The organism is Kutzneria sp. CA-103260 (assembly GCF_018263855.1).
GTDB lineage: Bacteria > Actinomycetota > Actinomycetes > Mycobacteriales > Pseudonocardiaceae > Kutzneria.
Genome location: NZ_CP073318.1, coordinates 10,643,626 through 10,663,455, shown reverse-complemented (window position 1 = coordinate 10,663,455; position 19,830 = coordinate 10,643,626). Strand labels below are relative to the sequence as shown.

Genomic DNA, 19,830 nt, shown 5'->3' with positions numbered 1-19,830 from the left:
CCGACATGGAGCTGCCTGACTGGGTGCCGGCGACCATGGACGTCACCAAGCCGAGTCCCGCCCGGATGTACGACTACTACCTGGGCGGCACCCACAACTTCGAGGTCGACCGGGACGCCGCCGAGCGGGCCATCGCCGCGATGCCGTACACGATCCAAGGCGCCAGGGGGAACCGCGACTTCCTGCGGCGGGCGGTGCGGCTGCTCGTCGACTCCGGCATCCGGCAGCTGCTCGACCTCGGCTCGGGCATCCCCACCGTGGGCAACGTGCACGACGTCGCGCAGCGCCGGGACCCCACCACCCGCGTGGTGTACGTGGACATCGACCCGGTCGCGGTCGCGCACAGCAGCGCCATCCTGCGCAGCAACCCGCTGGCCGCCGTGGTGCAGGCCGACATGCGGGACGTGGACGCCGTGCTGGGCTGCCGCGAGGTGAAGGACCTGATCGACTTCTCCGAGCCGGTCGGCCTGATCATGGCCTCGGTGCTGCACTTCGTGCCGGACAGCAGCCGGCCGGCCGAGATCGTCGCCGGCTACCGGGAGGCCGTGCCGGCCGGCAGCCACCTGGCGCTGTCCCACATCGGCGCCGAGGAGCCGGACAACCGCAACAGCATGCTGGCCGACTTCAAGGCCGTGTACCAGAACACCACGAACCCGGTCGTGCTGCGCACCCGCCCGCAGATCCTGACCCTGTTCGAGGGCTTCGACCTGCTGGAGCCGGGCGTGGTGCTGGTGCACCAGTGGCGGCCCGACGCCGACCAGGAGGTGCCGGCCAAGCTGCCGCCGGGCTACGGGGGCGTCGGGGTCAAGAAGTAATGCTCAACCCCGTAGGCCCGAAACACCGGGTGTTCAACTAGGGTTCACCGAACTCCGCACGGCACCCCTTACCGTGCCGCTGAACCCCGCAGTCACCCCCGGAAGGCATTTGATGTCGGACCTGAGCTACGTCGAGGCCATCGCCGTCGGGCTGCTCCAGGGGGTGAGCGAGCTGTTCCCGGTCTCCAGCCTGGGACACAGCGTGCTGCTACCGGCGCTGGCCGGCGGCCAGTGGGCCAAGGACCTGAGCCTGAGCGGCAAGGAGACGCCGTACCTGGCCGTGCTGGTGGCCATGCACGTGGCCACCGCGCTGGCCCTGGTCGTCTTCTACTGGCGGGACTGGGTGCGCATCGTGCGCGGCCTGTGGACGTCCATCGTCAGCCGGAAGATCGAGAACGCCGAGCAGCGGCTGGGCTGGCTGCTGGTGGTCGGCACCATCCCGGTCGGCATCGCCGGCATCGCGCTGGACAGCCTGGTCCGCAACGTGCTGGGCAAACCGGTGCCGACCGCGCTGTTCCTGGCGTTGAACGGCCTGGTGCTGTTCGCCGTGGAACGCCTGCAGCGCCGGCGGAAGTCCACGGAGGAGTACGCGTCCCCGGACCAGACGATGGTCATCCCCAGCGCCGCGTTCGCGCCCGGCGACACCGCCCCGCTGCACGCCATCACCGCCGAGCCGCTGTCCGCCGACGAGGCGTCCGAGCGGCGGCTGTCCAAGCTGACGTGGAAGGAGACGGCGATGATCGGCGGGGCGCAGGCGCTGGCCCTGCTGCCCGGCATCAGCCGCTCCGGCATCACCATCGTCGCCGGCCTGACCCGCGGCCTGCGGCACGACGACGCCGCCCGGTTCGCCTTCCTGCTGGCCACCCCGGTCATCCTCGGCGCCGGCGTGCTCAAGATGCCGGAGCTGTTCCACCCCGAGGTCGTCGGCTCGCTCGGCCCGGCCCTGGTCGGCAGCCTGGTCGCCGGCGTCGCGGCCTACGTCTCGGCCCGCTTCCTGGCCTCCTACTTCGAGACCAAGACCCTCAACCCGTTCGCCATCTACTGCATGGTCGCGGGCCTGGGCTCCCTGGCCTACTTCCTCATCGCCGGCATCAACTGACACCCGCCAAAACTCGCGAGTCCCGCTCTCGGGCAACCATATGTCGAGTTTCGAACTCGACATTCAGTTGCCTGAGAGCGGGACTCGCGGGGTTCAGGGGAGGACTCGGAGGAGGCCTTCCTGGACGACGGTGGCGACGAGTTTGCCGTCGCGGGTGAAGAAGTGGCCGGTGGCCAGGCCCCGGGCGTTGGAGGCGCTGGGCGAGGTGCAGTCGTAGAGGAACCACTCGTCGGCCCGAAACGGGCGGTGGAACCACATCGCGTGGTCCAGGCTGGCCCCCTGCACCTGGTCGGTGCCCCAGTACACGCCGTGCCGGGCCAGGATCGAGTCCAGCAGCGTCATGTCCGAGGCGTAGGCCAGCACGCAGACGTGCAGCAGGTCGTCGTCGGGCAGCTTGCCGTCCGCCCGCATCCAGACCTGGTTGCGGGCCTCGTGCGGGCCGTTCTCCCGGGTGATCCACGGCGGGTCGGAGACGTAGCGCAGGTCGATCGGGCGCTGCCGCTCCCGGCCCAGCTTCACCGCGTCCGCGCCCAGCTGGGCGATCCGCTCGCCGAACGTGGGCAGCGACTCCGGGTCCGGCACCTGGGGCATCGGCTCGGCGTGGTCCATGCCCGGCTCGATCTTCTGGAACGAGGCCGACAGCGAGAAGATCGCCTTGCCGTGCTGCACCGCGATCACGCGGCGGGTGGTGAACGAGCGGCCGTCGCGAATGCGGTCCACCTCGTACACGATCGGCACGCGCGGGTCGCCGGGCCGGATGAAGTAGGCGTGCAGGGAGTGCACCTTGCGCTCCGACGGCACGGTGCGGCCGGCCGCCACCAGCGCCTGGCCGGCGACCTGGCCGCCGAACACCCGGACCGGGGAGTCGGCCGGGCTGACGCCGCGGAAGATGTTCTCCTCGATGCGCTCCAGGTCCAGCAGCGCGACCAGGCGGTCGAGCACCGGCTGCCCGTGCGGCACCCCGTCGAGCGTCAACGGCACCGACCCCGGAGCTTGGGTCGCTCCGGGGTCGGCCGCCGCGGCGCGAGCCGCTTCAGTCAATGGTCACTCCTAGGCGTGATCGTCCTCCCCCAGCCGGTGCACCCGGATGAGGTTGGTCGACCCTACGGTGCCGGGCGGCGAGCCGGCCACGATGACCACCAGGTCACCGGGCTGGTAGCGGCCGATGGACAGCATCGAGATGTCGACCTGTCGGACCATCTGGTCGGTGGAGTCCACCTTAGGCACCAGGAAGGTCTCCGTGCCCCAGGTGAGAGCAAGCTGACTGAGCACGTCCGGCTCCGGCGTGAAGGCCAGCAGCGGGAGGTGGGTGTGCAGCCGGGCCAGGCGGCGCACCGTGTCGCCGGACTGGGTGAACGCGACCAGGGCCTTGGCGTTCAGGCGCTCGCCGATGTCGCGGGCCGCGTAGGAGATGACGCCCCGCTTGGTGCGCGGCACGTGGGTCAGCGGCGGCACGACGGTGGACTCGCTCTCCACCGCCACGATGATCTTGGCCATCGTCTCCACGGACTCGATGGCGTAGCGGCCCACGCTGGTCTCGCCGGACAGCATCAGCGCGTCCGCGCCGTCCAGCACCGCGTTGGCCACGTCCGAGGCCTCGGCCCGGGTCGGCCGGGAGTTGGTGATCATCGAGTCCAGCATCTGGGTGGCCACGATGACCGGCTTGGCGTTCTCCCGGGAGATCTGGATGGCCCGCTTCTGCACCAGCGGCACCTGCTCCAGCGGCAGCTCCACGCCCAGGTCGCCACGGGCCACCATGACGCCGTCGAAGGCCAGCACGATGGCCTCGAGGTTGTCGACGGCCTCCGGCTTCTCGATCTTGGCGACCACCGGCAGCCGGCCCTTGCCCACCCGGTCCATCACCTGGTGCACCAGGTCGATGTCGGCCGGGGAGCGGACGAAGGACAGGGCGATGAAGTCGACGCCCAGGCTGAGGGCGAACTCCAGGTCCTCGATGTCCTTCTCGGACAGCGCCGGCACGGAGACGTCCATGCCGGGCAGCGACAGGCCCTTGTTGTTGCTGACCGGGCCGCCCTCGGTGACCTCGCAGACCACGTCCTGGCCCTCGACGGCGGTGACCACCAGGCCCACCTTGCCGTCGTCGACCAGCAGCCGGTCCCCGACGCGGGCGTCCTTGGCCAGGTTCTTGTAGGTGGTGGACACCCGGTCATGGGTGCCGGCGACGTCGTCGACGGTGACCCGCACGACGTCGCCCGTCCGCCACTCCACAGGGCCGCCCGCGAACGTGCCGAGGCGGATCTTGGGGCCCTGCAGGTCAGCCAGGATGCCGACCGCGCGGCCCGACTCGGCGGCGGTGGTCCGCACCAGGTCGTACACCTGCTTGTGGTCGGCGTGGCTGCCGTGGCTGAAGTTCATCCGGGCCACGTCCATGCCCGCCGCGACCAGGTCGCGCATCTTCTCCGGGGTGGACGTCGCTGGCCCGAGGGTACAGACGATCTTCGCTCGTCGGCTCACGTTCCAGCAGCTTAGACCGTCGTACTGGACCGATCCCGAACTACCCGGCGGTAATGTTGGGCAACCACCTAGAAATGACCCGGCAACCCGGATTTTTTCAGCGCACGGTCACGCCCTCATCACTCCTCGTTCACCGTTTCGTCGACGGCGGCGGCAACCTCGACCGGCTTGACGGCGCCCGAGCGCTCCGCGGCCAGCTCCTCCAGGCCGTACCGGGCGACGATCTCGGCGTCGCCCAGGTCGATCACCCGCAGGTCCTCCGCGGCCAGCCGCTCGTTCACCTGGTCGAAGTGGTCCCGGATGATCTGCTTCTCGGCGTCGTTGACCTTGCCGCGGTGCGGCTTGCCGGCGTGCTCCAGGCTGCCGTAGTTGATCTTCGGCTCGCCGGTGGCCTTGGCCCGGGCCGGCTTGGCGTAGGACTTCTTGGCCGCCTTGAGCACCACGTCCATCGGGTCGTCGGTGGCCAGCCGGTCGAACTCGGCCAGCGGCATCACCATCGTGCGCGACGCCTCGCCCGGGGCGTGCACCTCGAAGCTGACCACGTCGATGCCCTTGTCCTCGATGGCCGCCAGCTCGGCCGGGGCGGCCTCGATCTCCACCGGGCCGTCCAGCAGCGCCGGGTGCTGGGTGACGACGACCTTCACCAGCTCGCCGTCCTCGACGATCTTGCCGCTCAGGTCCGAGAACAGCACAACCTTCTGGCCCATGGCCGGTATTTCCTCTCGTCGGGGCGGGCGCGGACTAGGGGCGGAGTCTGCCACAGACGACCCGCCGACCCGGTCACGCGACACGCTGGCTTAGAACGGGTGTTCGAGTCTAGCGTGGATCCGGGTTGTCGCATTCCGGGCCGGAGGTTCGACGTATGGGCATGCAGACAGTCACGTCCAAGGACGGCACCTCGATCGCGTACTCGCTGGCCGGGCAGGGACCCGCCCTTGTGCTGGTCGGCGGCGCCTTCATGACCCGCCACTCCTTTGCTCCCCTGGCCGAGGCGCTGGCCCCCGAGTTCTCCGTCGTCGCCTACGACCGCCGGGGCCGGGGCGACAGCACCATCACCGCGCCCTACGCCGTCGACCGCGAACTCGAGGACCTCGCCGCCGTCCTCGACGCCGTCGGCGGCGCTTTCGTCCACGGCATGTCCTCCGGCGCCGCCCTCGCCTTCCTCGCCGCCGGTTCCGGCCTGCCCATCCAGCGCGTCTCCGGCATGGAGCCCCCGTACCGCCTACCCGACCACCCGCCCATCACCGCCGCCTACGGCGCCACCCTCGCCCGCCTCACCGAGGCCGGCCGCTTCGACGACGCCGTCGCCCACTTCATGGTCAACGGCGTCGGCCAGCCCCGCGAGGTCGTCGACCAGATGAAGGCCGACCCCTTCTGGCCCCAACTGGTCGCCCTCGCCCCCACCCTCGTGCACGACAACGCCGTCATGGCCGGCTACCGCCTGCCCGACCACCTCTCCCGGATCTCCGTCCCCGCCCTCGTCCTCAGCAGCACCGGCTCCTTCCCCTGGCTCCAGGAGGCCGCCGCTGCCACCGCAGCCGCCCTCCCCGCCGGCCGCCACCTCTCCCGCGACGGCAGCTTCCACGACCTCCCACCCGCCACCATCGCCACCGCCCTGACCGAGTTCTTCAAGGGCTGACTAGATCCCGGACCGCGGCCGCCACGTCGGCGAAGGGCAGGTCCGGGATCTCGTCCCAGCCGAACCACCGGTGCTCGGTGTTCTCCTCCGACAACGTGATCACGGCCTCGTCGGGGATGCGGCAGGTGAAGGCGATGCCGACGGTCGTCATGCCGGTGTCGCCGTAGACCGAGGCGTACGTGCCCACCGGTCGGAGGTCAAGGACCGGGCAGCCGATCTCCTCCCGGGCCTCACGGACGAGGTTCTGCTCCGCGGTCTCGCCGGCGGTGAGGAAACCGCCGACGGTGTCCCACGCCCCGACCGCCGGTGGCTGGGCGCGGCGGAGCAGAAGCATCGACCGGCCACGGCAGATCAGGCCGATGGTGGTGGGCAAGGGATTGTCGTACTTGCTGAAGCCGCAGTCCCCGCACGAGGCGTGCCGCTCGGGGCCTTCGCCGCTCAACACCAGGGACTTCCCGCAGCGGGGGCAGAATCTCCAGTCCTCCACCGGATCAGCAGACACCACCGCGCTGGGCGGCATCAAGCTAGTGGGCCAGCTTGCCGCCCCAGGAATCCTGGTGGCTGTCGGGATCGGCCTGCGTCGACCACCAGTGAGCCAGGCCGTAGTCGGAGCCACGGGCGACGACATCGATGCGGTTGTCGGGTCCCACCACCGCCGCGGGGGTGTCGGTGATCGTGCCGTGCCAGGGCTGCCGTTGATTAGGCGGGATTGGCGCCGTAGGTCCAGGAAACCTGCTCCAGGCCGCTTCCGTCGGCGCATTGCGCGAAGGCGATCTGCTCGATTCCCACCGCCACCACGCTGGGGGTGCCGACGACGCTCGGAGCGGGCCACACGTCATTGACGGGCGCCCCATCCGTGTCGTTCTGGTAGAAGTGCTGGAGGGTGCCGTTCTCGCCGGTGGCGAAGGCGTGCAACTGGTGGAGGGTGACCATCGTGGCCGGATCGCTGGTGATCGGGCCGCCCCACGACGTCTTGGTGACCGGATCGGTGTCACCGGCCCTGGTCCACCGGTACAGCAGGCCGTAGGAGTCGCGGGCGAAGACGTAGCGCTGGCCTTCGAAAGTCACCGCCGCCGGCCGTCCGACGAGCAGGCCGCCCCAGGTGTCCTGGTGGTGATCGCCGGTCTGGTCACGCCAGAAGTGCTGCATTCTGCTGTCGGCGCCTCGAACGAAAACCTGCACCTGATGGTTCCATTCGATGACGGTCGGATCGCCGGCTATCTGCCCGCCCCAGGATTCCTGCTCGTGATGGCCGTCGGTGACCACGATGTCCCGCAGGGTCCCGTCGGACGCACGGGCGAACACATCGATCTCGGTGTCGTCGATCAGCGCGACCGGGTCGCCGGCGATCCGAATGTCGTCCCACGACTCGACGCGCCGGCCGTCAGCTGCCGAAACGTAGTGCAGCAACGTGCCGTCGGCACTGCGCGCGAACACGTGGAGCGCATTGCCGAAATACACCGCCGGTGCCCCGGGAAGGGGGTTATCGGCCACCTGCGGGTGCGGAAAGAGCCCTTCCCAGATGGGAATCCGGAAGATGTAGACGGTGAGACCGGTGCAGGTGGTCAACAGTGTGATGACCAGGGCCAGGACGATCGCGCGGAGGCGGTCACCGATGTACACGGAACCGTGCACAGTCCGCGCCAGCACGGAATTGCGCACTTTGCCGGTGATGACGTGCTGCGCCTGCGACGGGGCCTGGTCGGGGTCCGGGCCGCTCTCGTCGTCCACCACGATCCTGCTTCCCTGTGCGGCCGCTCCGGCCCGCGTCCATCGGCGAACACCCCTCCGGAGCGGACTCCGCGCTCCAGTGTGATTCAGCCCTGGACCGCCGGCCAAGCCCGACACCCGGTCGGGCGGCCTTTTCACTCCGGGGAAATCACCGGCGGGCGCGCGAGTTCTCACTGACGCCGACGTGGTCGGCGGCCCATTCGTTGAACGGGCGGAGCTGGCGCCAGGCCTTGCGGACGCGGTCGAAGGAGCCGCGTTCGTGCAGGACGTCGTCGGGCTCCCAGAGCATCGAGGCATAGAGGGACTTGTGCCGCAGGAGGTCGATGCGGGGGTGGTCGAGCTCGTAGCCGCGGGGCTTGGTCTTGAGCTGCTCGCCCTTGATCACGAAGCCGGCCTTGGACAGCTTGGCGATGATCTTCTGCAGGGCCTCGCCGCGGCGGGAGTCGTCGATGGCGACGCGGAAGCGGGCGAGCTGGTCGGCCTCGAGGTGGAAGCAGCCGCCGCCGACCATGAGGCCCTCGGGACCGACCTGCACGTAGTACGCCCCGCCGCCCCGGCCCTGCTCGATGACACCGCCGCAGTGGGTCTTGTACGGGGTCTTCTCCTTGGAGAAGCGGACATCCCGGTACGGCCGGAATACCTTGGGCTCGCCCAGTCCACCGAACTCGGGCTCCAGCTCGGCGAGCAGGGCCTCCATGGGCGCCCGCACATCACCCTGGTAGAGGTGCTTGTTGGCGTCCCAGTAGACCTTGGAGTTGTCGGCCTCCAGGCCGTCGTAGAAGTCGATGGCGTGCTCGCCGAAGCCCGTGAACGTCACGGGCAAGACCATACGACCCACCCCTGACAGACCGGACGTCAGACGGCGTCGGCGAGAAACGCGAGGATCTCCGACCACGACTGCCGGGCAGCGGCGGCGTTGGCGGCGGAGGTGCCGCCGAAGTCCATGGTGATCCCGGGGCCGGGAGCCAGTGCGCCGAACGAGGAACACCGGTCGCGTCGGCTCCACTGGCGTCATGGACCACAGCAATCCGCGGGCGACACCGTCACCTCGACTGCCATGGTCCTAGCTCTGGTCACGGGGCGACGAGTTCGCCCTGCCGGGGATGAACGCGGCCATCAAATAGACCGCCGGTTCGATGGTGTGTCGATCCACGACAGCGAGCCCAAGCGACTGGAGCCTGTTCACGTCGCGAGTCACTGTCTTGTCACTACGTCCGGCGAACTGCTCGGCCAACTCCGGCGTGAGTCTGCGAACGGCGCTGAGCGGAGTCGGCCCGTCAGGCAGCGACAGCAGCAGCGTCCGCTGGCGGGCAGTCGCCTCGGTGTTGGGCAACGACTGGAACCGCTGGTACACGAAGTTGACCCACGAGACGCGAAGTTGTTGGCGCTGCACGAGTTCGATCTGCTCGCGGAGCAGATCCACGAAACCCTGCGCGGCGTAGCAGATGAAGCCGGTGACGTCGCCGTGGCGAGAGGCGTTGGAAAGTCTCCGGTAGTACTCGGACCGGGTGCGGTTGTAGTGGTCGGACAACAGATTCGCGGACAGCCACGGCACCAGGCCGCTGTTGGTCAGGATCGCGCATTCCAGCAACCGCGCGGTCCTGCCGTTCCCGTCGCCGAAGGGATGGATCCAGGCCAGGTACAGGTGGCTCAGCGTCGCGGCCAGGAAGGCACCGAAGAAGCGCACGTTGGGCGGTTGATCGTTGTGGCCTTCGGTGAGCTGCGCGATCCAGGCCACCAGTCGGTCCATCAGGTACGGCACGTCCCGCGGCGGCGCGCCACGGTAGTTGCCGACGACCACATTGGACACTGTGAAATCACCCGGCACGACGTGATCGTCGGTTTCGAGCTCAGCCAGCACCTGACGGTTCTGTTCCCTGATCCAGTCGACCGTGATGGCGGTGCCGCCGTGTCGGCTGTTGCGGTCGATGGCCCGCAGTGCCGCGACGACGTTTTCCACCTCCTGCTGGAGATACCGCTGCGAGGGTGGCAGCATGCGGCCGCCGTAGAGAATGTCGGTCACGTCTGTCTCGGACAGGGTGTTGCCCTCGATCGCCGTGGTGGCCAGCGCCCCCTTGGCCAGGTAGACCGCACCGAGCTCCTGCGCGACCCCGGGCGTCAGCGGGGTGCCGGTCAGATGCTGACACTTCGAGAACGCTTCCCCCAGACGGGCCCAGAGCTGAGCTTTCAGTTCAAAGTCGAGGCGGTAGTCGAAGGTCAGCCACGGGTGGCTGGTGAGGTAGTCGTGCTCCTGCGTCACACCACGATACTAGATTTCACCCCCCTGTTTTGTCCAAGTGATTGACCGGCGGAGTGTCCAGAAGGTTGACCAGGGTCTTGGGGGCGATCGCGCGGTAGGCGTCGGTGACGATCTCGGCGATCTCGGCCCAGTCCTGGGGCACGTCCAGGTATATCCCGAGCCAGCCCCGGTGTCCGACGTATGGCGGACGGAAGAAGCGCACGGGGTCGGCGGCGACCAGCTCGGCCTGGGCGCCGGGGGCGGCGGCGCACCAGAAGCCGACACGGTCGTCGTGGTGGTGGTCGCGGTAGGAGACGAAGTTCTTCTTGTCCCGCACGAACCACGCGGGCTCGCCGTGGCTGAGCCGCTCGGTGGTCTCGGGCAGGGCCAGGCACAGCCGTCGCAGTCGAGGGAGGGGTTCGGCCATGGCCGAAAGGGTAAGCACACACCCGTCGCCACGGGACAGCGGAACTCGTGGCGCAGACTGATCGCCACAGGAGAGGAGTAACCATGCGGATCGGCTTCACCCTGCCCCAGTACGGCCCGGTGGCGAACCGGCCGGCGGACATCACGAGGTTCGCGGCGGAGGCGGAACGGCTGGGCGCGGACGCGCTGTGGGTGGGCGACCGGCTGCTGCGGCCGCTGGGGCCGAAGATCGGCTACGGCATGAGCGGCCCGGGCCCGTTCCCGCCGGAGTTCGGGTCGGTGTTCGACCCGTTCACGGCGCTGACGCTGGCCGCCACCGTGACGAGCCGGGTCCGGCTGGGCACGAACGTGCTGAACGCGCCGTTCTACACGCCGCTGCCGCTGGCCCGCACCCTGACCTCGATCGACCGGGCCTCCGACGGCCGGCTGGTGGCGGGCTTCGGCGTCGGCTGGTCACCGGACGAGTTCGACGCGGTGGGCGTGCCGTTCGCCGAGCGCGGCCGGCGGCTGGACGAGATTCTGGACGTGCTGGACAAGGTCTGGACCGACGACGTGGTCGAGCACAACGGTCCACAGTGGAAGGTGCCGCCGAGCGAGATCGGCCACCGGCCGGCCAAGCGCCCGCCGGTGCAGCTGGGCGGCTTCGCGCCGGCGGCGCTGAGCCGGATCGGCCGCCGCGCGGACGGCTGGCTGGCGGCGGGCGCGCTGCCGGGCATGCTGAAGGCGGAGTACCTGAAGCCGCCGCTGGCGGCGATCCGCCAGGCCGCGCAGGAGGCGGGCCGCGACCCGTCGGCGATCGAGGTGGTGCTGCGGGTCAACCCCCAGCAGGGTGTGTCGGCCAAGGAGATCGCCGAGCAGACGCTGGCGGTGCACGAGGAGATCCGGTCTCACGGAGGCGTTCGTGGAGCTGTGCTACGTCGCCCCGGAGACCGATCACGCGCTCGAACTGGCGGCGGAGTTGCTGGGCCTGCTCAGGTGAGCCTGGCCAGCGCGGAGTCGAAGGCGTCGGGACCGATGTTGGCCCCGCCGTTGAACGGGTCCTGCAGCTGGTAGATGGCGAACAGCAGCAGTGTCATGGTCGCGGCCAGCACGCCGACGATGATCACGTGGGCGATCAGCTTGGGGCCGCCGAACAGGTAGGTGAAGATCATGGACAGGACGCTGCCGGCGATCATGGCGAACCAGGTCACCGCGTTGACCCCGCTGCCGTCGGCGGCGTCCAGCCGGTCCTGCCGGAACTGGTAGACCTGCCAGAGCTGGTTGGACGCCTCGGTCTTGCGGTCCTTGAGCCAGTCGTCGCCGTTGTCGGCGGCCTGGTCGATGGCCTCGTGGATCTGCGACAGGTACTGCGCGCCCGGGCCGGTGACCGGGTCGCCGGCCTGCATCTGCGGCCACTCCTGGTCGCGCACCGCGGTGGCGTACTTGCGGGCCAGGTCGTGCACCTGCACCCGGGTGGCCTCGGGGAACGAGTCGGCGGCCCAGGTGACCGCGACCAGGCTGTTGGCTTCCTGCTGGGCGTTGTCCTGGGCCGAGTTGACCGCGTCGAACAGCGAGATCAGCACGAACGCCACCAGCACGGCCTGCAGGCCGCCGACGATGACGAAGACGTTGCCGGCCGACTCGTTGTTCGAGGATCTCCCGTCGCCGGAGGTGAGTCGGTGTATCAGCACGGTGAGCGCGCCGGCGACAATCGCCACGCCGAGCACCCACACCAGCCCCTGCAGGTAGATGTCCATTCACTCTCCTATGTGCTGACAAGAGATTCAAGCACCGTTACCGTGGGGACCGTATCCGCCAACTCGCTGAAACAGGAAATCGGTGCCGCGTGATCAGGATTCTGCGCATGACGGGGGCTCTTTTACCCGTTCTAGCGATAACGGCGCTCTTTTCTCCCCGATCGGACGCGGTAACACCCACGGTGTGTGAGGCAATCCTGGTCCGTACGGGTGAGCATGGCGGTGGAACCACCCTTTCGAGGGTCGATCTTCCGAGTGGGGCCGAGACGGCGCTGTCGAGCTCGCCGAGCGAGTTGAACGCGTTGGGTTACGACGCGTCACAGGATCTGGTGTACGGCATCGGCCATCACGGTCACGTCGTGCGGATCACCCGATCGGGCGGAGTGACCGATCTCGGCTACCCGCACGGCGTGCCCCGGGACGACCTCGCGCTGGCCACCGCCGGCGCGGTGGTGGGCGGCGCGCTGGTGGTCCGGCTGGACGACCGGCTGTTCGCCATCGACGTCACCCCGTCGAGCAAGACGTACCTCAGCGTGACGCGGGTGGTGCGGATGCGGCCCGAGGCCGACGGCCTGGACGACTTCGCCGTCGACCCGGCCGACGGGCTGCTCTACGGCGTGAGTTCCATGCACGGGCCGCCGGTCGTGGTCAGCGTCGACCCGGGCAGCGGAGCCGTGCGCACCGTGGCCACCCCGGCCGGTCTGCCGCACGGCACCAGCTACGGCGCCGCGGTGATCGACTCGTCGCGCACGCTGTACGTCCTCGACAACGACGACGGCCATCGGAGCCGGTTGTTCGCCATCCCCCGCGGCGGTGCCGCCCGGGAGCTGGCGTCCGCGGCGCCGGTCGGTTCGTCGGACGCCGCCGGCTGTCTCGGCATGCCGACGCCGCCTCCCCCACCGCCACCTCCGCCTCCGGCGACGACCACCACCACGACACCGGTTCCGCCCCCGGCGCCGTCGAGTCCGGCGCCGCCACCGCCGTCACCCTCGCCGGCCCCCGTTGTGGTGCCTCCGCCGCCGCCCTCGCAACGGCCGGTAGTCACCCCGACGACGGCCAAGCCGTGGACGGCTCAGCAGGTCAAGCCGGTGGCCGCCGAGAATCACCAGGAACGCACCAAGCAGCGCCGTTGGGCGCTGGTCACGGTGCTTCTCCTGGTCGGCGGCGGGGCCGCGACGCACGCGGCCTCACGGGCCAGAGGACGCTAGCCCATTCCGTCTTTTCCGGTGCGTCGGCCGGCGTACCGGAAAAGAAGGGCATAGCGGCGGAAAATTCGTGGTGAATTCACCCGATCGCCGCGCGAGCGGGATGGAGAATGCGCTCCCGATATGGTCACGGACGCTTGGCGAAGAACTCCCGGGCCGATTCCAGTGACCAGCGCAGGACCCGCGCGACGCCGATGACCGGGATGACCACGTGAAACATCGGCGAGGACGACTCGTGCTCGCCCGAAACTCCCCTGGTAAAAGTCGTGCCGGGCGGAGATACCCGCCCGGCACGACCGAACCTAGACCACCGCCAGCGGCAGCAGGTTGGGCTGCACCGGGGAGGGCAGCTCGGAGGAGCCGGTGAGGAACTTGTCGACGGCGTTGGCCACGGAGCGGCCCTCGGCGATGGCCCACACCACCAGGGAAGCGCCGCGGTGGGCGTCGCCGCAGGCGAAGACGCCGGGGGCGGACGTCTGCCAGGCGGAGTCGACGGACAGGGTGCCGCGACCGGACAGGTCCAGGCCGAGACCGTCCAGCAGGGGCATGTGCTCGACGCCCTCGAAGCCGATGGCCAGCAGGACCATGTCGGCCGGGATGACCTCGACCTCGTCGGCCACGGGCTCGACGACACGGCGGCCGTCGGCGTCCCGGGTGACCCGGACCTGGCGCAGCTCGATGGACCGCACGTGCCCGTCGGAGTCGCCGACAAAGCGTTGCACGGCAACGGAGAACTTCCGCGAGCCGCCCTCGTCGTGGGCGGGGTAGTTGCGGATGAGCAGCGGCCAGGTCGGCCACGGGGACACCGAGAAGTCCTGAGTGGACGGTGGCTCCGGGTACTGGTCCAGCTGCACGACCGAAGCAGCGCCCTGGCGGTGGGCGGTGCCCAGGCAGTCGGCCGCGGTGTCGCCGCCGCCGATGATCACGACGTGCTTGCCGGCGGCGTCCACGGAGGTCGGCCCGTCTCCCTCGACGGCCCGGTTGGCCGGCACGAGGTGCTCCATGGCCAGGTGCACGCCGGCGAGCGAACGCCCGGGGATCTCCGTGGCGTCCCGACCCCGCAGGGCCCCGACGGCCAGCACCACGGCGTCGTAGCCGGCCCGCAGCTGCTCGATGGTCAGGTCGACGCCAACCTCGCAGCTGGTGACGAAGCGGGTGCCCTCGGCCCGCAGCTGCGCGAGCCGCCGGTCCAGCACCTTCTTCTCCATCTTGAACTCGGGAATGCCGTAGCGCAGCAGCCCGCCGAGCCGGTCGTCCCGCTCGTACACGGTGACGTCGTGCCCGGCCCGGGTCAGCTGCTGGGCGGCGGCCAGCCCGGCCGGCCCGGAGCCCACCACGGCGACCCGCTTGCCGGAGGCGACGGCGGCCTGGTGCGGCGCCACGGCGCCGTTCTCCCACGACACGTCGGCGATGGCCTGCTCGACCCGCTTGATGGCGACGGCGCCGCCGGCCTCGGGCGTGCCGGACAGCACGCACGCGGCCTCACACGGGGCCGGGCAGAGCCGGCCGGTGAACTCGGGGAAGTTGTTGGTGGCGTGCAGGCGGTCGCCCGCCTGCGTCCAGTCCCCGCGCCGCACCAGGTCGTTCCACTCCGGGATCAGGTTGCCCAGCGGGCAGCCGGCGGTGCCGGAGTGGCAGAACGGGATGCCGCAGTCCATGCAGCGGGACGCCTGGGTGCGCACCTGCTGCTCCCGCTCGGCGGCGGGCTGCTGGCTGTACACCTCGTGCCAGTCGTGCACACGCTCGGCGGCCGGCCGCTTGGGCGCCTCGGCCCGGGCGAACTTGAGAAAGCCGTTCGGGTCAGCCACGGGACGCCTCCATGATCGCCTCGTCGACGTCGCGGCCCTGGGCGCGGGCCAGTCGCATCGCCTCCAACACACGCTGGTAGTCGCTCGGCATCACCTTGGTGAAGCCGGCGGAGCGGCGCGGCCAGTCGCCCAGCAGCGACGCGGCCACCGCGGAGCCGGTGAGCCGGTGGTGGCGCTCCACGGTCTCGCGCAGCCACCGCAGGTCGTCGCCGTTGGGCCGCTGCAGCTCGACCATGTCGGCGTTGACCAGCATCGGGTCCAGTTCGAGCACATAGGCGATGCCGCCGGACATGCCGGCCGCCAGGTTGCGCCCGGTCGGCCCGAGCACCACGGCCCGGCCGCCGGTCATGTACTCGAAGGCGTGGTCGCCGACGCCCTCGGACACCGCGACCATGCCGGAGTTGCGCACACAGAACCGCTCACCGACCCGGCCGCGCAGGAATATCTCGCCGCCGGTCGCGCCGTAGCCGATCACGTTGCCGGCGATCACCTGCTGCTCGGCGGCGAACGGCGCGTCCTCGTGCGGGCGCACCACGATCCGCCCGCCGGACAGGCCCTTGCCGACGTAGTCGTTGGCGTCGCCGACCAGTTCCAGCGTCACACCCTTGGGCAGGAACGCGCCCAGGGACTGGCCGGCCGAGCCGGACAGCGCGACGTGGATGGTGTCCTCGGGCAGTCCGTCACCGCCGTAGCGACGCGTCACCTCGGAGCCGAGCAGGGTGCCGACGGTGCGGTTCACGTTGCGCACCGGCAGTTCCAGCCGCACCGGATGGGCGTCCTCCAGGGCGGCCTCGGCCAGCTGGATCAGCGTCCGGTCCAGGGCGTGCTCCAGGCCGTGGTCCTGGCCGCGCAGCCGCCGCCGGGCCGAGCCGTAGCGGGTCGCGGTCGGCACCTCGAACACCGGTGACAGGTCGAGGCCCTTGGCCTTCCAGTGCTCGACCGCCTCGTCGGTGTCCAGCAGCTCGGCGTGGCCGATGGCCTCGTCGAGGGTGTGGAACCCGAGCTCGGCAAGGAGTTCCCGGACTTCCTCGGCCACGAACTGGAAGTACTGCTCGACGAACTCCGGCTTGCCGGTGTAGCGCTTGCGCAGCACGGGGTTCTGCGTCGCGACGCCCACCGGGCAGGTGTCCAGGTGGCAGACGCGCATCATCACGCAGCCGGCGACCACCAGCGGCGCGGTGGCGAAGCCGTACTCCTCCGCGCCCAGCAGCGCGGCGATCACGACGTCCCGACCGGTCTTCATGGCCCCGTCCACCTGCACGGTGATCCGGTCCCGCAAACCGTTGAGCATCAACGTCTGCTGGGTCTCGGCCAGGCCGATCTCCCACGGCGTGCCGGCGTGCTTCAACGAGTTCAGCGGGGAGGCGCCGGTGCCGCCGTCGTGCCCGGAGATCAGCACCACGTCGGCGTGGGCCTTGGCCACGCCGGTCGCGACCGTGCCGACGCCGAGCTCGGAGACCAGCTTCACGTGGATGCGGGCCTGCTCGTTGGCGTTCTTCAGGTCGTGGATCAGCTGGGCCAGGTCCTCGATGGAGTAGATGTCGTGGTGCGGCGGCGGGGAGATCAGGCCGACGCCCGGCGTGGAGTGCCGGGTCCGCGCGATCCACGGGTACACCTTGTGCGCGGGCAGCTGGCCGCCCTCGCCGGGCTTCGCGCCCTGGGCCATCTTGATCTGGATGTCGTCGGCGTGCACCAGGTACTCGCTGGTGACGCCGAACCGGCCACTGGCGACCTGCTTGATCGCCGAGCGGCGCTCGGGGTCGTAGAGGCGCTCGGGGTCCTCGCCGCCCTCGCCGGTGTTGGACCGGCCGCCGAGCCGGTTCATGGCGATGGCCAGGGTCTCGTGAGCCTCGGACGAGATCGAGCCGTACGACATGGCGCCGGTGTTGAAGCGCTTGAGGATCGACTCGACCGGCTCGACCTCGGCCAGCGGCACCGGGGTGCGCTCGGAGGAGAACTTGAACAGGCCGCGCAGCCCGCCGCCCTCGCGGACCAGCCGCTCGACCTCGTCGGCGTACTGCTTGTACACCTCGGTCCGGCGGGTTTTTGTGGCGTGCTGCAACAGGAACACGGTCTCGGGCGTGAACAGGTGCAGCTCGCCCTCGCGGCGGTAGGCGTATTCGCCGCCGACCTCCAGCCGCCGGTGCGAGCGGTCGGTCGGGTTGTCCGGGTAGGCGCGGTGGTGCCGGACGGCGACCTCGGCGGCCAGCTCGTCCAGCCCGACGCCGCCGAGCTTGGAGTGGGTGCCGGTGAAGTACTCGTCCAGCAACGGGTCGGCGATGCCGACGGCCTCGAAGACCTGGGCCGCGGTGTAGGCGCCGACGGTGGAGATGCCCATCTTGGACATGATCTTCAGCACGCCCTTGACCAGGGCCGAGACATAGCGCCGGATGGCCACCCGCGGTTCGATGCCGCCGAGGGCGTTCTGGCTGATCAGGTCCTCGATCGTCTCGAAGGCCAGGTACGGGTTGACCGCGGCGGCGCCGTAACCCAGCAGCAGCGCCACGTGGTGGACCTCGCGGCAGTCGCCGGTCTCCACCACCAGGGCCACCCGCAGCCGCTCCTTGGTGCGGACCAGGTGGTGGTGCACCGCGGAAACCAGCAGCAGCGACGGGATCGGGGCCATCCGGTGGTCGGAATCCCGGTCCGACAACACAAGCGTGCGGGCGCCGGCGGCGATCGCCTCGGACGCCTGGCGGCGCACCCGCTCGATCGCGTCGGCCAGCGCCCGGCCGCCGCCGTCCACTTCGTACAGTCCGGAAAGGACGGTGCAGGCGAAGCCGGGCAGGTCCCCGTCGTCGTTGACGTGGATGAGCTTGGCCAGCTCGTCGTTGTCGATGACCGGATAGGGCAGGCCGATGTGCCGGCAGGAGGCCGGACCCGGGTCGAGCAGGTTCTGCTCGGGGCCCATCACCCGGGACACCGAGGTGACGATCTCCTCGCGGATGGCGTCCAGCGGCGGGTTGGTCACCTGCGCGAAGTTCTGCACGAAGTAGTCGTAGAGCAGCCGGGATCGCTTGGACAGCGCGGCGATCGGGGTGTCCGAGCCCATCGAGCCGATCGGCTCGGCGCCGTTCTCGGCCATCGGCGCGAGCAGGATGCGCAGCTCTTCCTCGGTGTAGCCGAAGGTGAGCTGGCGGCGCACCACGGACTCGTGGCTCTGCACCACGTGCTCACGGTCGGGCAGGTCGGCCAGCTCCAGCAGGCCGGCGTGCAGCCACTCGTCGTAGGGCAGCTTCTCCGACAGCCGGGCCTTCACCTCGTCGTCGTCGACGATGCGGCCGGCCATAGTGTCGACCAGGAACATGCGGCCGGGCTGCAGGCGGCCCTTGGCCACCACGCGGTGCGGCGGCAGATCGAGCACGCCGGCCTCGCTGGCCAGCACCACCCGGTCGTCGTCGGTGCGCCACCAGCGGGCCGGGCGCAGGCCGTTGCGGTCCAGCACCGCGCCGACCAGCGTGCCGTCGGTGAAGGTGACGCAGGCCGGGCCGTCCCACGGCTCCATCAGGCTGGCGTGGAACTGGTAGAAGGCGCGGCGCTTGGGGTCCATGGTGGCGTGGTTCTCCCACGCCTCCGGGATCATCATCAGCACCGCGTGCGGCAGCGACCGGCCGCCCAGGTGCAGCAACTCCAGGACCTCGTCCAGGGAGGCCGAGTCGGAGCCCTCGCCGTCGATGATCGGGAACAGCCGGGCCAGGTCGCCCGGGATGAGATCGCTGGCCAGCAGCGACTCCCGGGCCCGCATCCGGTTCCGGTTGCCGCGAATGGTGTTGATCTCACCGTTGTGCGCAACGTAGCGAAACGGGTGGGCCAGCGGCCACGACGGGAAGGTGTTGGTGGAGAACCGGCTGTGCACCAAGGCGATGGCGCTGGTTAGCCGCTCGTCGACCAGGTCGGGGAAGAACGCCGGCAGCTGGCCGGTGGTGAGCATGCCCTTGTACACCAGCGTGCGCGCGGACAGCGACGGGAAGTAGCTGCCGATGCCGGCGGCGACGGTGTCGCGCTCGGATCGCTTGCGCAGACAGAAGGTCAGCCGGTCCAGGTCCACATCGGACGGACGGTTGCCGTCGGCGTCGGCCAGGCCGGCCACCACCAGCATGGCGAAGTGCGGCATCACCGAGCGGGCGGTCGGGCCCACGTCGGCGGCGTCCGGGTCGACGGGCACGTCCCGCCAGCCCAACACTTCCAGGCTTTCCTCGCCCGCGATCCGCTCGATCAGCGCGACGGCCTCGGCCCGCTGCACGGGATCGGCCGGCAGGAACGCGATACCGGCGGCGTACTCGCCGGCCTTGGGCAGCGTGAACCCGCACACGTCGCGCAGCAGCGCGTCCGGCACCTGGAGCAGGATGCCCGCGCCGTCGCCGCTGGTCGGCTCGGCGCCGGCGGCCCCCCGGTGCTCCAGGTTGGCCAGCGCGGTCAGGGCATCCACCACGATGCCGTGCGACCGCCGCCCCTTGATGTCGGCCACCATGGCCACACCGCAGGCGTCCCGTTCCGCGCTCGGGTCGTACAGGCCCTGCGGGCCGGGAAGGGCGGAGAAGATCGTCACGACTCGAGACCTCCCTCGTCGTCCTTTTGCTTGCGCATCTCGGGACGACGGTGGCCCGTGGTTGACAAAACCTTAACAGTCACGAAACGTCGAGGCACCATCAAACGG

General features: G+C 70.1%; 18 protein-coding genes. 5 read left to right on the top strand and 13 right to left on the bottom strand.

Annotated elements, in window-relative coordinates:
* Positions 1 to 5 precede the first annotated feature (5 nt).
* Complete coding sequence (locus JJ691_RS47910) at positions 6 to 815, top strand: SAM-dependent methyltransferase (RefSeq protein WP_211766009.1); 810 nt, start codon at positions 6 to 8, stop codon at positions 813 to 815.
* Positions 816 to 927: 112 nt separating this feature from the next.
* Complete coding sequence (locus JJ691_RS47905; RefSeq protein ID WP_211766008.1) at positions 928 to 1,914, top strand: undecaprenyl-diphosphate phosphatase; 987 nt, start codon at positions 928 to 930, stop codon at positions 1,912 to 1,914.
* A 93-nt stretch (positions 1,915 to 2,007) separates the two neighbouring features.
* On the opposite strand, the gene tesB is transcribed toward JJ691_RS47905, so the two are convergent.
* The 3 genes from tesB to JJ691_RS47890 form a co-directional block, all read right to left on the bottom strand.
* Positions 2,008 to 2,955, bottom strand: a complete 948-nt coding sequence (gene tesB, locus JJ691_RS47900) for an acyl-CoA thioesterase II (protein WP_211766007.1) — start codon at positions 2,953 to 2,955, stop codon at positions 2,008 to 2,010.
* Positions 2,956 to 2,964: 9 nt separating this feature from the next.
* Complete coding sequence (gene pyk / locus JJ691_RS47895; protein ID WP_211766006.1) at positions 2,965 to 4,389, bottom strand: pyruvate kinase; 1,425 nt, start codon at positions 4,387 to 4,389, stop codon at positions 2,965 to 2,967.
* 119 nt (positions 4,390 to 4,508) lie between these two features.
* The gene (locus JJ691_RS47890) at positions 4,509 to 5,096 is read right to left on the bottom strand and encodes a hypothetical protein (RefSeq protein WP_211766005.1); all 588 of its coding nucleotides are present in this window, start codon (positions 5,094 to 5,096) and stop codon (positions 4,509 to 4,511) included.
* Positions 5,097 to 5,251: 155 nt separating this feature from the next.
* Here JJ691_RS47890 and JJ691_RS47885 point away from each other — a divergent pair, with 155 nt between their 5' ends.
* Complete coding sequence (locus JJ691_RS47885) at positions 5,252 to 6,028, top strand: alpha/beta fold hydrolase (RefSeq protein ID WP_211766004.1); 777 nt, start codon at positions 5,252 to 5,254, stop codon at positions 6,026 to 6,028.
* Here JJ691_RS47885 and JJ691_RS47880 read toward each other — a convergent pair.
* The 7 genes from JJ691_RS47880 to JJ691_RS47855 form a co-directional block, all read right to left on the bottom strand.
* Complete coding sequence (locus JJ691_RS47880) at positions 6,018 to 6,473, bottom strand: NUDIX hydrolase (RefSeq protein ID WP_249227499.1); 456 nt, start codon at positions 6,471 to 6,473, stop codon at positions 6,018 to 6,020. The two genes, JJ691_RS47885 and JJ691_RS47880, sit on opposite strands and share 11 nt — an antisense overlap.
* Positions 6,474 to 6,552: 79 nt before the next feature.
* A complete protein-coding gene (locus tag JJ691_RS47875) occupies positions 6,553 to 6,681 on the bottom strand; it encodes a hypothetical protein (RefSeq protein WP_211766002.1) in 129 nt (42 codons plus the stop codon).
* 46 nt (positions 6,682 to 6,727) lie between these two features.
* Positions 6,728 to 7,759, bottom strand: coding sequence for a DUF346 domain-containing protein (locus tag JJ691_RS47870; RefSeq protein ID WP_211766001.1), 1,032 nt, complete (start codon positions 7,757 to 7,759; stop codon positions 6,728 to 6,730).
* Positions 7,760 to 7,907: 148 nt separating this feature from the next.
* On the bottom strand, positions 7,908 to 8,576 hold the full coding sequence (locus JJ691_RS47865; RefSeq protein WP_211766000.1) for a DUF2461 domain-containing protein: 669 nt from the start codon (positions 8,574 to 8,576) through the stop codon (positions 7,908 to 7,910).
* Between the two features lie 38 nt (positions 8,577 to 8,614).
* Positions 8,615 to 8,704 (bottom strand): acyl-CoA thioester hydrolase/BAAT C-terminal domain-containing protein, encoded by a 90-nt coding sequence (locus JJ691_RS53145; RefSeq protein ID WP_305874538.1) that lies wholly within the window; start codon positions 8,702 to 8,704, stop codon positions 8,615 to 8,617.
* A gap of 118 nt (positions 8,705 to 8,822) precedes the next feature.
* A complete protein-coding gene (locus JJ691_RS47860; protein WP_211765999.1) occupies positions 8,823 to 10,019 on the bottom strand; it encodes a Fic family protein in 1,197 nt (398 codons plus the stop codon).
* A gap of 16 nt (positions 10,020 to 10,035) precedes the next feature.
* Positions 10,036 to 10,425: an MmcQ/YjbR family DNA-binding protein gene (locus tag JJ691_RS47855; protein ID WP_211765998.1), complete on the bottom strand. Its 390-nt coding sequence runs from the start codon at positions 10,423 to 10,425 to the stop codon at positions 10,036 to 10,038.
* Positions 10,426 to 10,508: 83 nt separating this feature from the next.
* Between JJ691_RS47855 and JJ691_RS47850 the strand changes: the two genes are divergently transcribed.
* Positions 10,509 to 11,477 carry a TIGR03619 family F420-dependent LLM class oxidoreductase gene (locus tag JJ691_RS47850; protein ID WP_306291343.1) on the top strand — a complete coding sequence of 323 codons (969 nt, stop codon included), beginning with the start codon at positions 10,509 to 10,511 and terminating at the stop codon, positions 11,475 to 11,477.
* Here the strand turns inward: JJ691_RS47850 and JJ691_RS47845 are convergent.
* Entirely contained in the window at positions 11,396 to 12,160 is a 765-nt protein-coding gene (locus tag JJ691_RS47845) for a bestrophin-like domain (protein ID WP_211765997.1), read from the bottom strand. The genes JJ691_RS47850 and JJ691_RS47845 overlap by 82 nt on opposite strands.
* A gap of 107 nt (positions 12,161 to 12,267) precedes the next feature.
* On the opposite strand from JJ691_RS47845, the gene JJ691_RS47840 reads away from it, so the two are divergent.
* Positions 12,268 to 13,368, top strand: coding sequence for a DUF6923 family protein (locus tag JJ691_RS47840; protein WP_442912569.1), 1,101 nt, complete (start codon positions 12,268 to 12,270; stop codon positions 13,366 to 13,368).
* Between the two features lie 299 nt (positions 13,369 to 13,667).
* Here the strand turns inward: JJ691_RS47840 and JJ691_RS47835 are convergent, their stop codons facing one another.
* Both JJ691_RS47835 and gltB read right to left on the bottom strand, forming a co-directional pair.
* A complete protein-coding gene (locus JJ691_RS47835; protein WP_211765995.1) occupies positions 13,668 to 15,173 on the bottom strand; it encodes a glutamate synthase subunit beta in 1,506 nt (501 codons plus the stop codon).
* Positions 15,166 to 19,722 carry a glutamate synthase large subunit gene (gene gltB, locus JJ691_RS47830; RefSeq protein ID WP_256449332.1) on the bottom strand — a complete coding sequence of 1,519 codons (4,557 nt, stop codon included), beginning with the start codon at positions 19,720 to 19,722 and terminating at the stop codon, positions 15,166 to 15,168. The genes JJ691_RS47835 and gltB overlap by 8 nt, the downstream gene beginning before the upstream one ends.
* Positions 19,723 to 19,830: the final 108 nt, after the last annotated feature.

Bases quoted from the DNA above. Each gene is read 5' to 3' on its own strand.
- JJ691_RS47910 (WP_211766009.1), top strand. From the start codon at position 6: ATGGAGCTGCCTGACTGGGTGCCGGCGACCATGGACGTCACCAAGCCG.
- JJ691_RS47905 (WP_211766008.1), top strand. From the start codon at position 928: ATGTCGGACCTGAGCTACGTCGAGGCCATCGCCGTCGGGCTGCTCCAG.
- JJ691_RS47890 (WP_211766005.1), bottom strand. From the start codon at position 5,096: ATGGGCCAGAAGGTTGTGCTGTTCTCGGACCTGAGCGGCAAGATCGTC.
- JJ691_RS47885 (WP_211766004.1), top strand. From the start codon at position 5,252: ATGGGCATGCAGACAGTCACGTCCAAGGACGGCACCTCGATCGCGTAC.
- JJ691_RS53145 (WP_305874538.1), bottom strand. From the start codon at position 8,704: ATGGACTTCGGCGGCACCTCCGCCGCCAACGCCGCCGCTGCCCGGCAG.
- JJ691_RS47855 (WP_211765998.1), bottom strand. From the start codon at position 10,425: ATGGCCGAACCCCTCCCTCGACTGCGACGGCTGTGCCTGGCCCTGCCC.
- JJ691_RS47850 (WP_306291343.1), top strand. From the start codon at position 10,509: ATGCGGATCGGCTTCACCCTGCCCCAGTACGGCCCGGTGGCGAACCGG.
- JJ691_RS47845 (WP_211765997.1), bottom strand. From the start codon at position 12,160: ATGGACATCTACCTGCAGGGGCTGGTGTGGGTGCTCGGCGTGGCGATT.
- JJ691_RS47840 (WP_442912569.1), top strand. From the start codon at position 12,268: ATGACGGGGGCTCTTTTACCCGTTCTAGCGATAACGGCGCTCTTTTCT.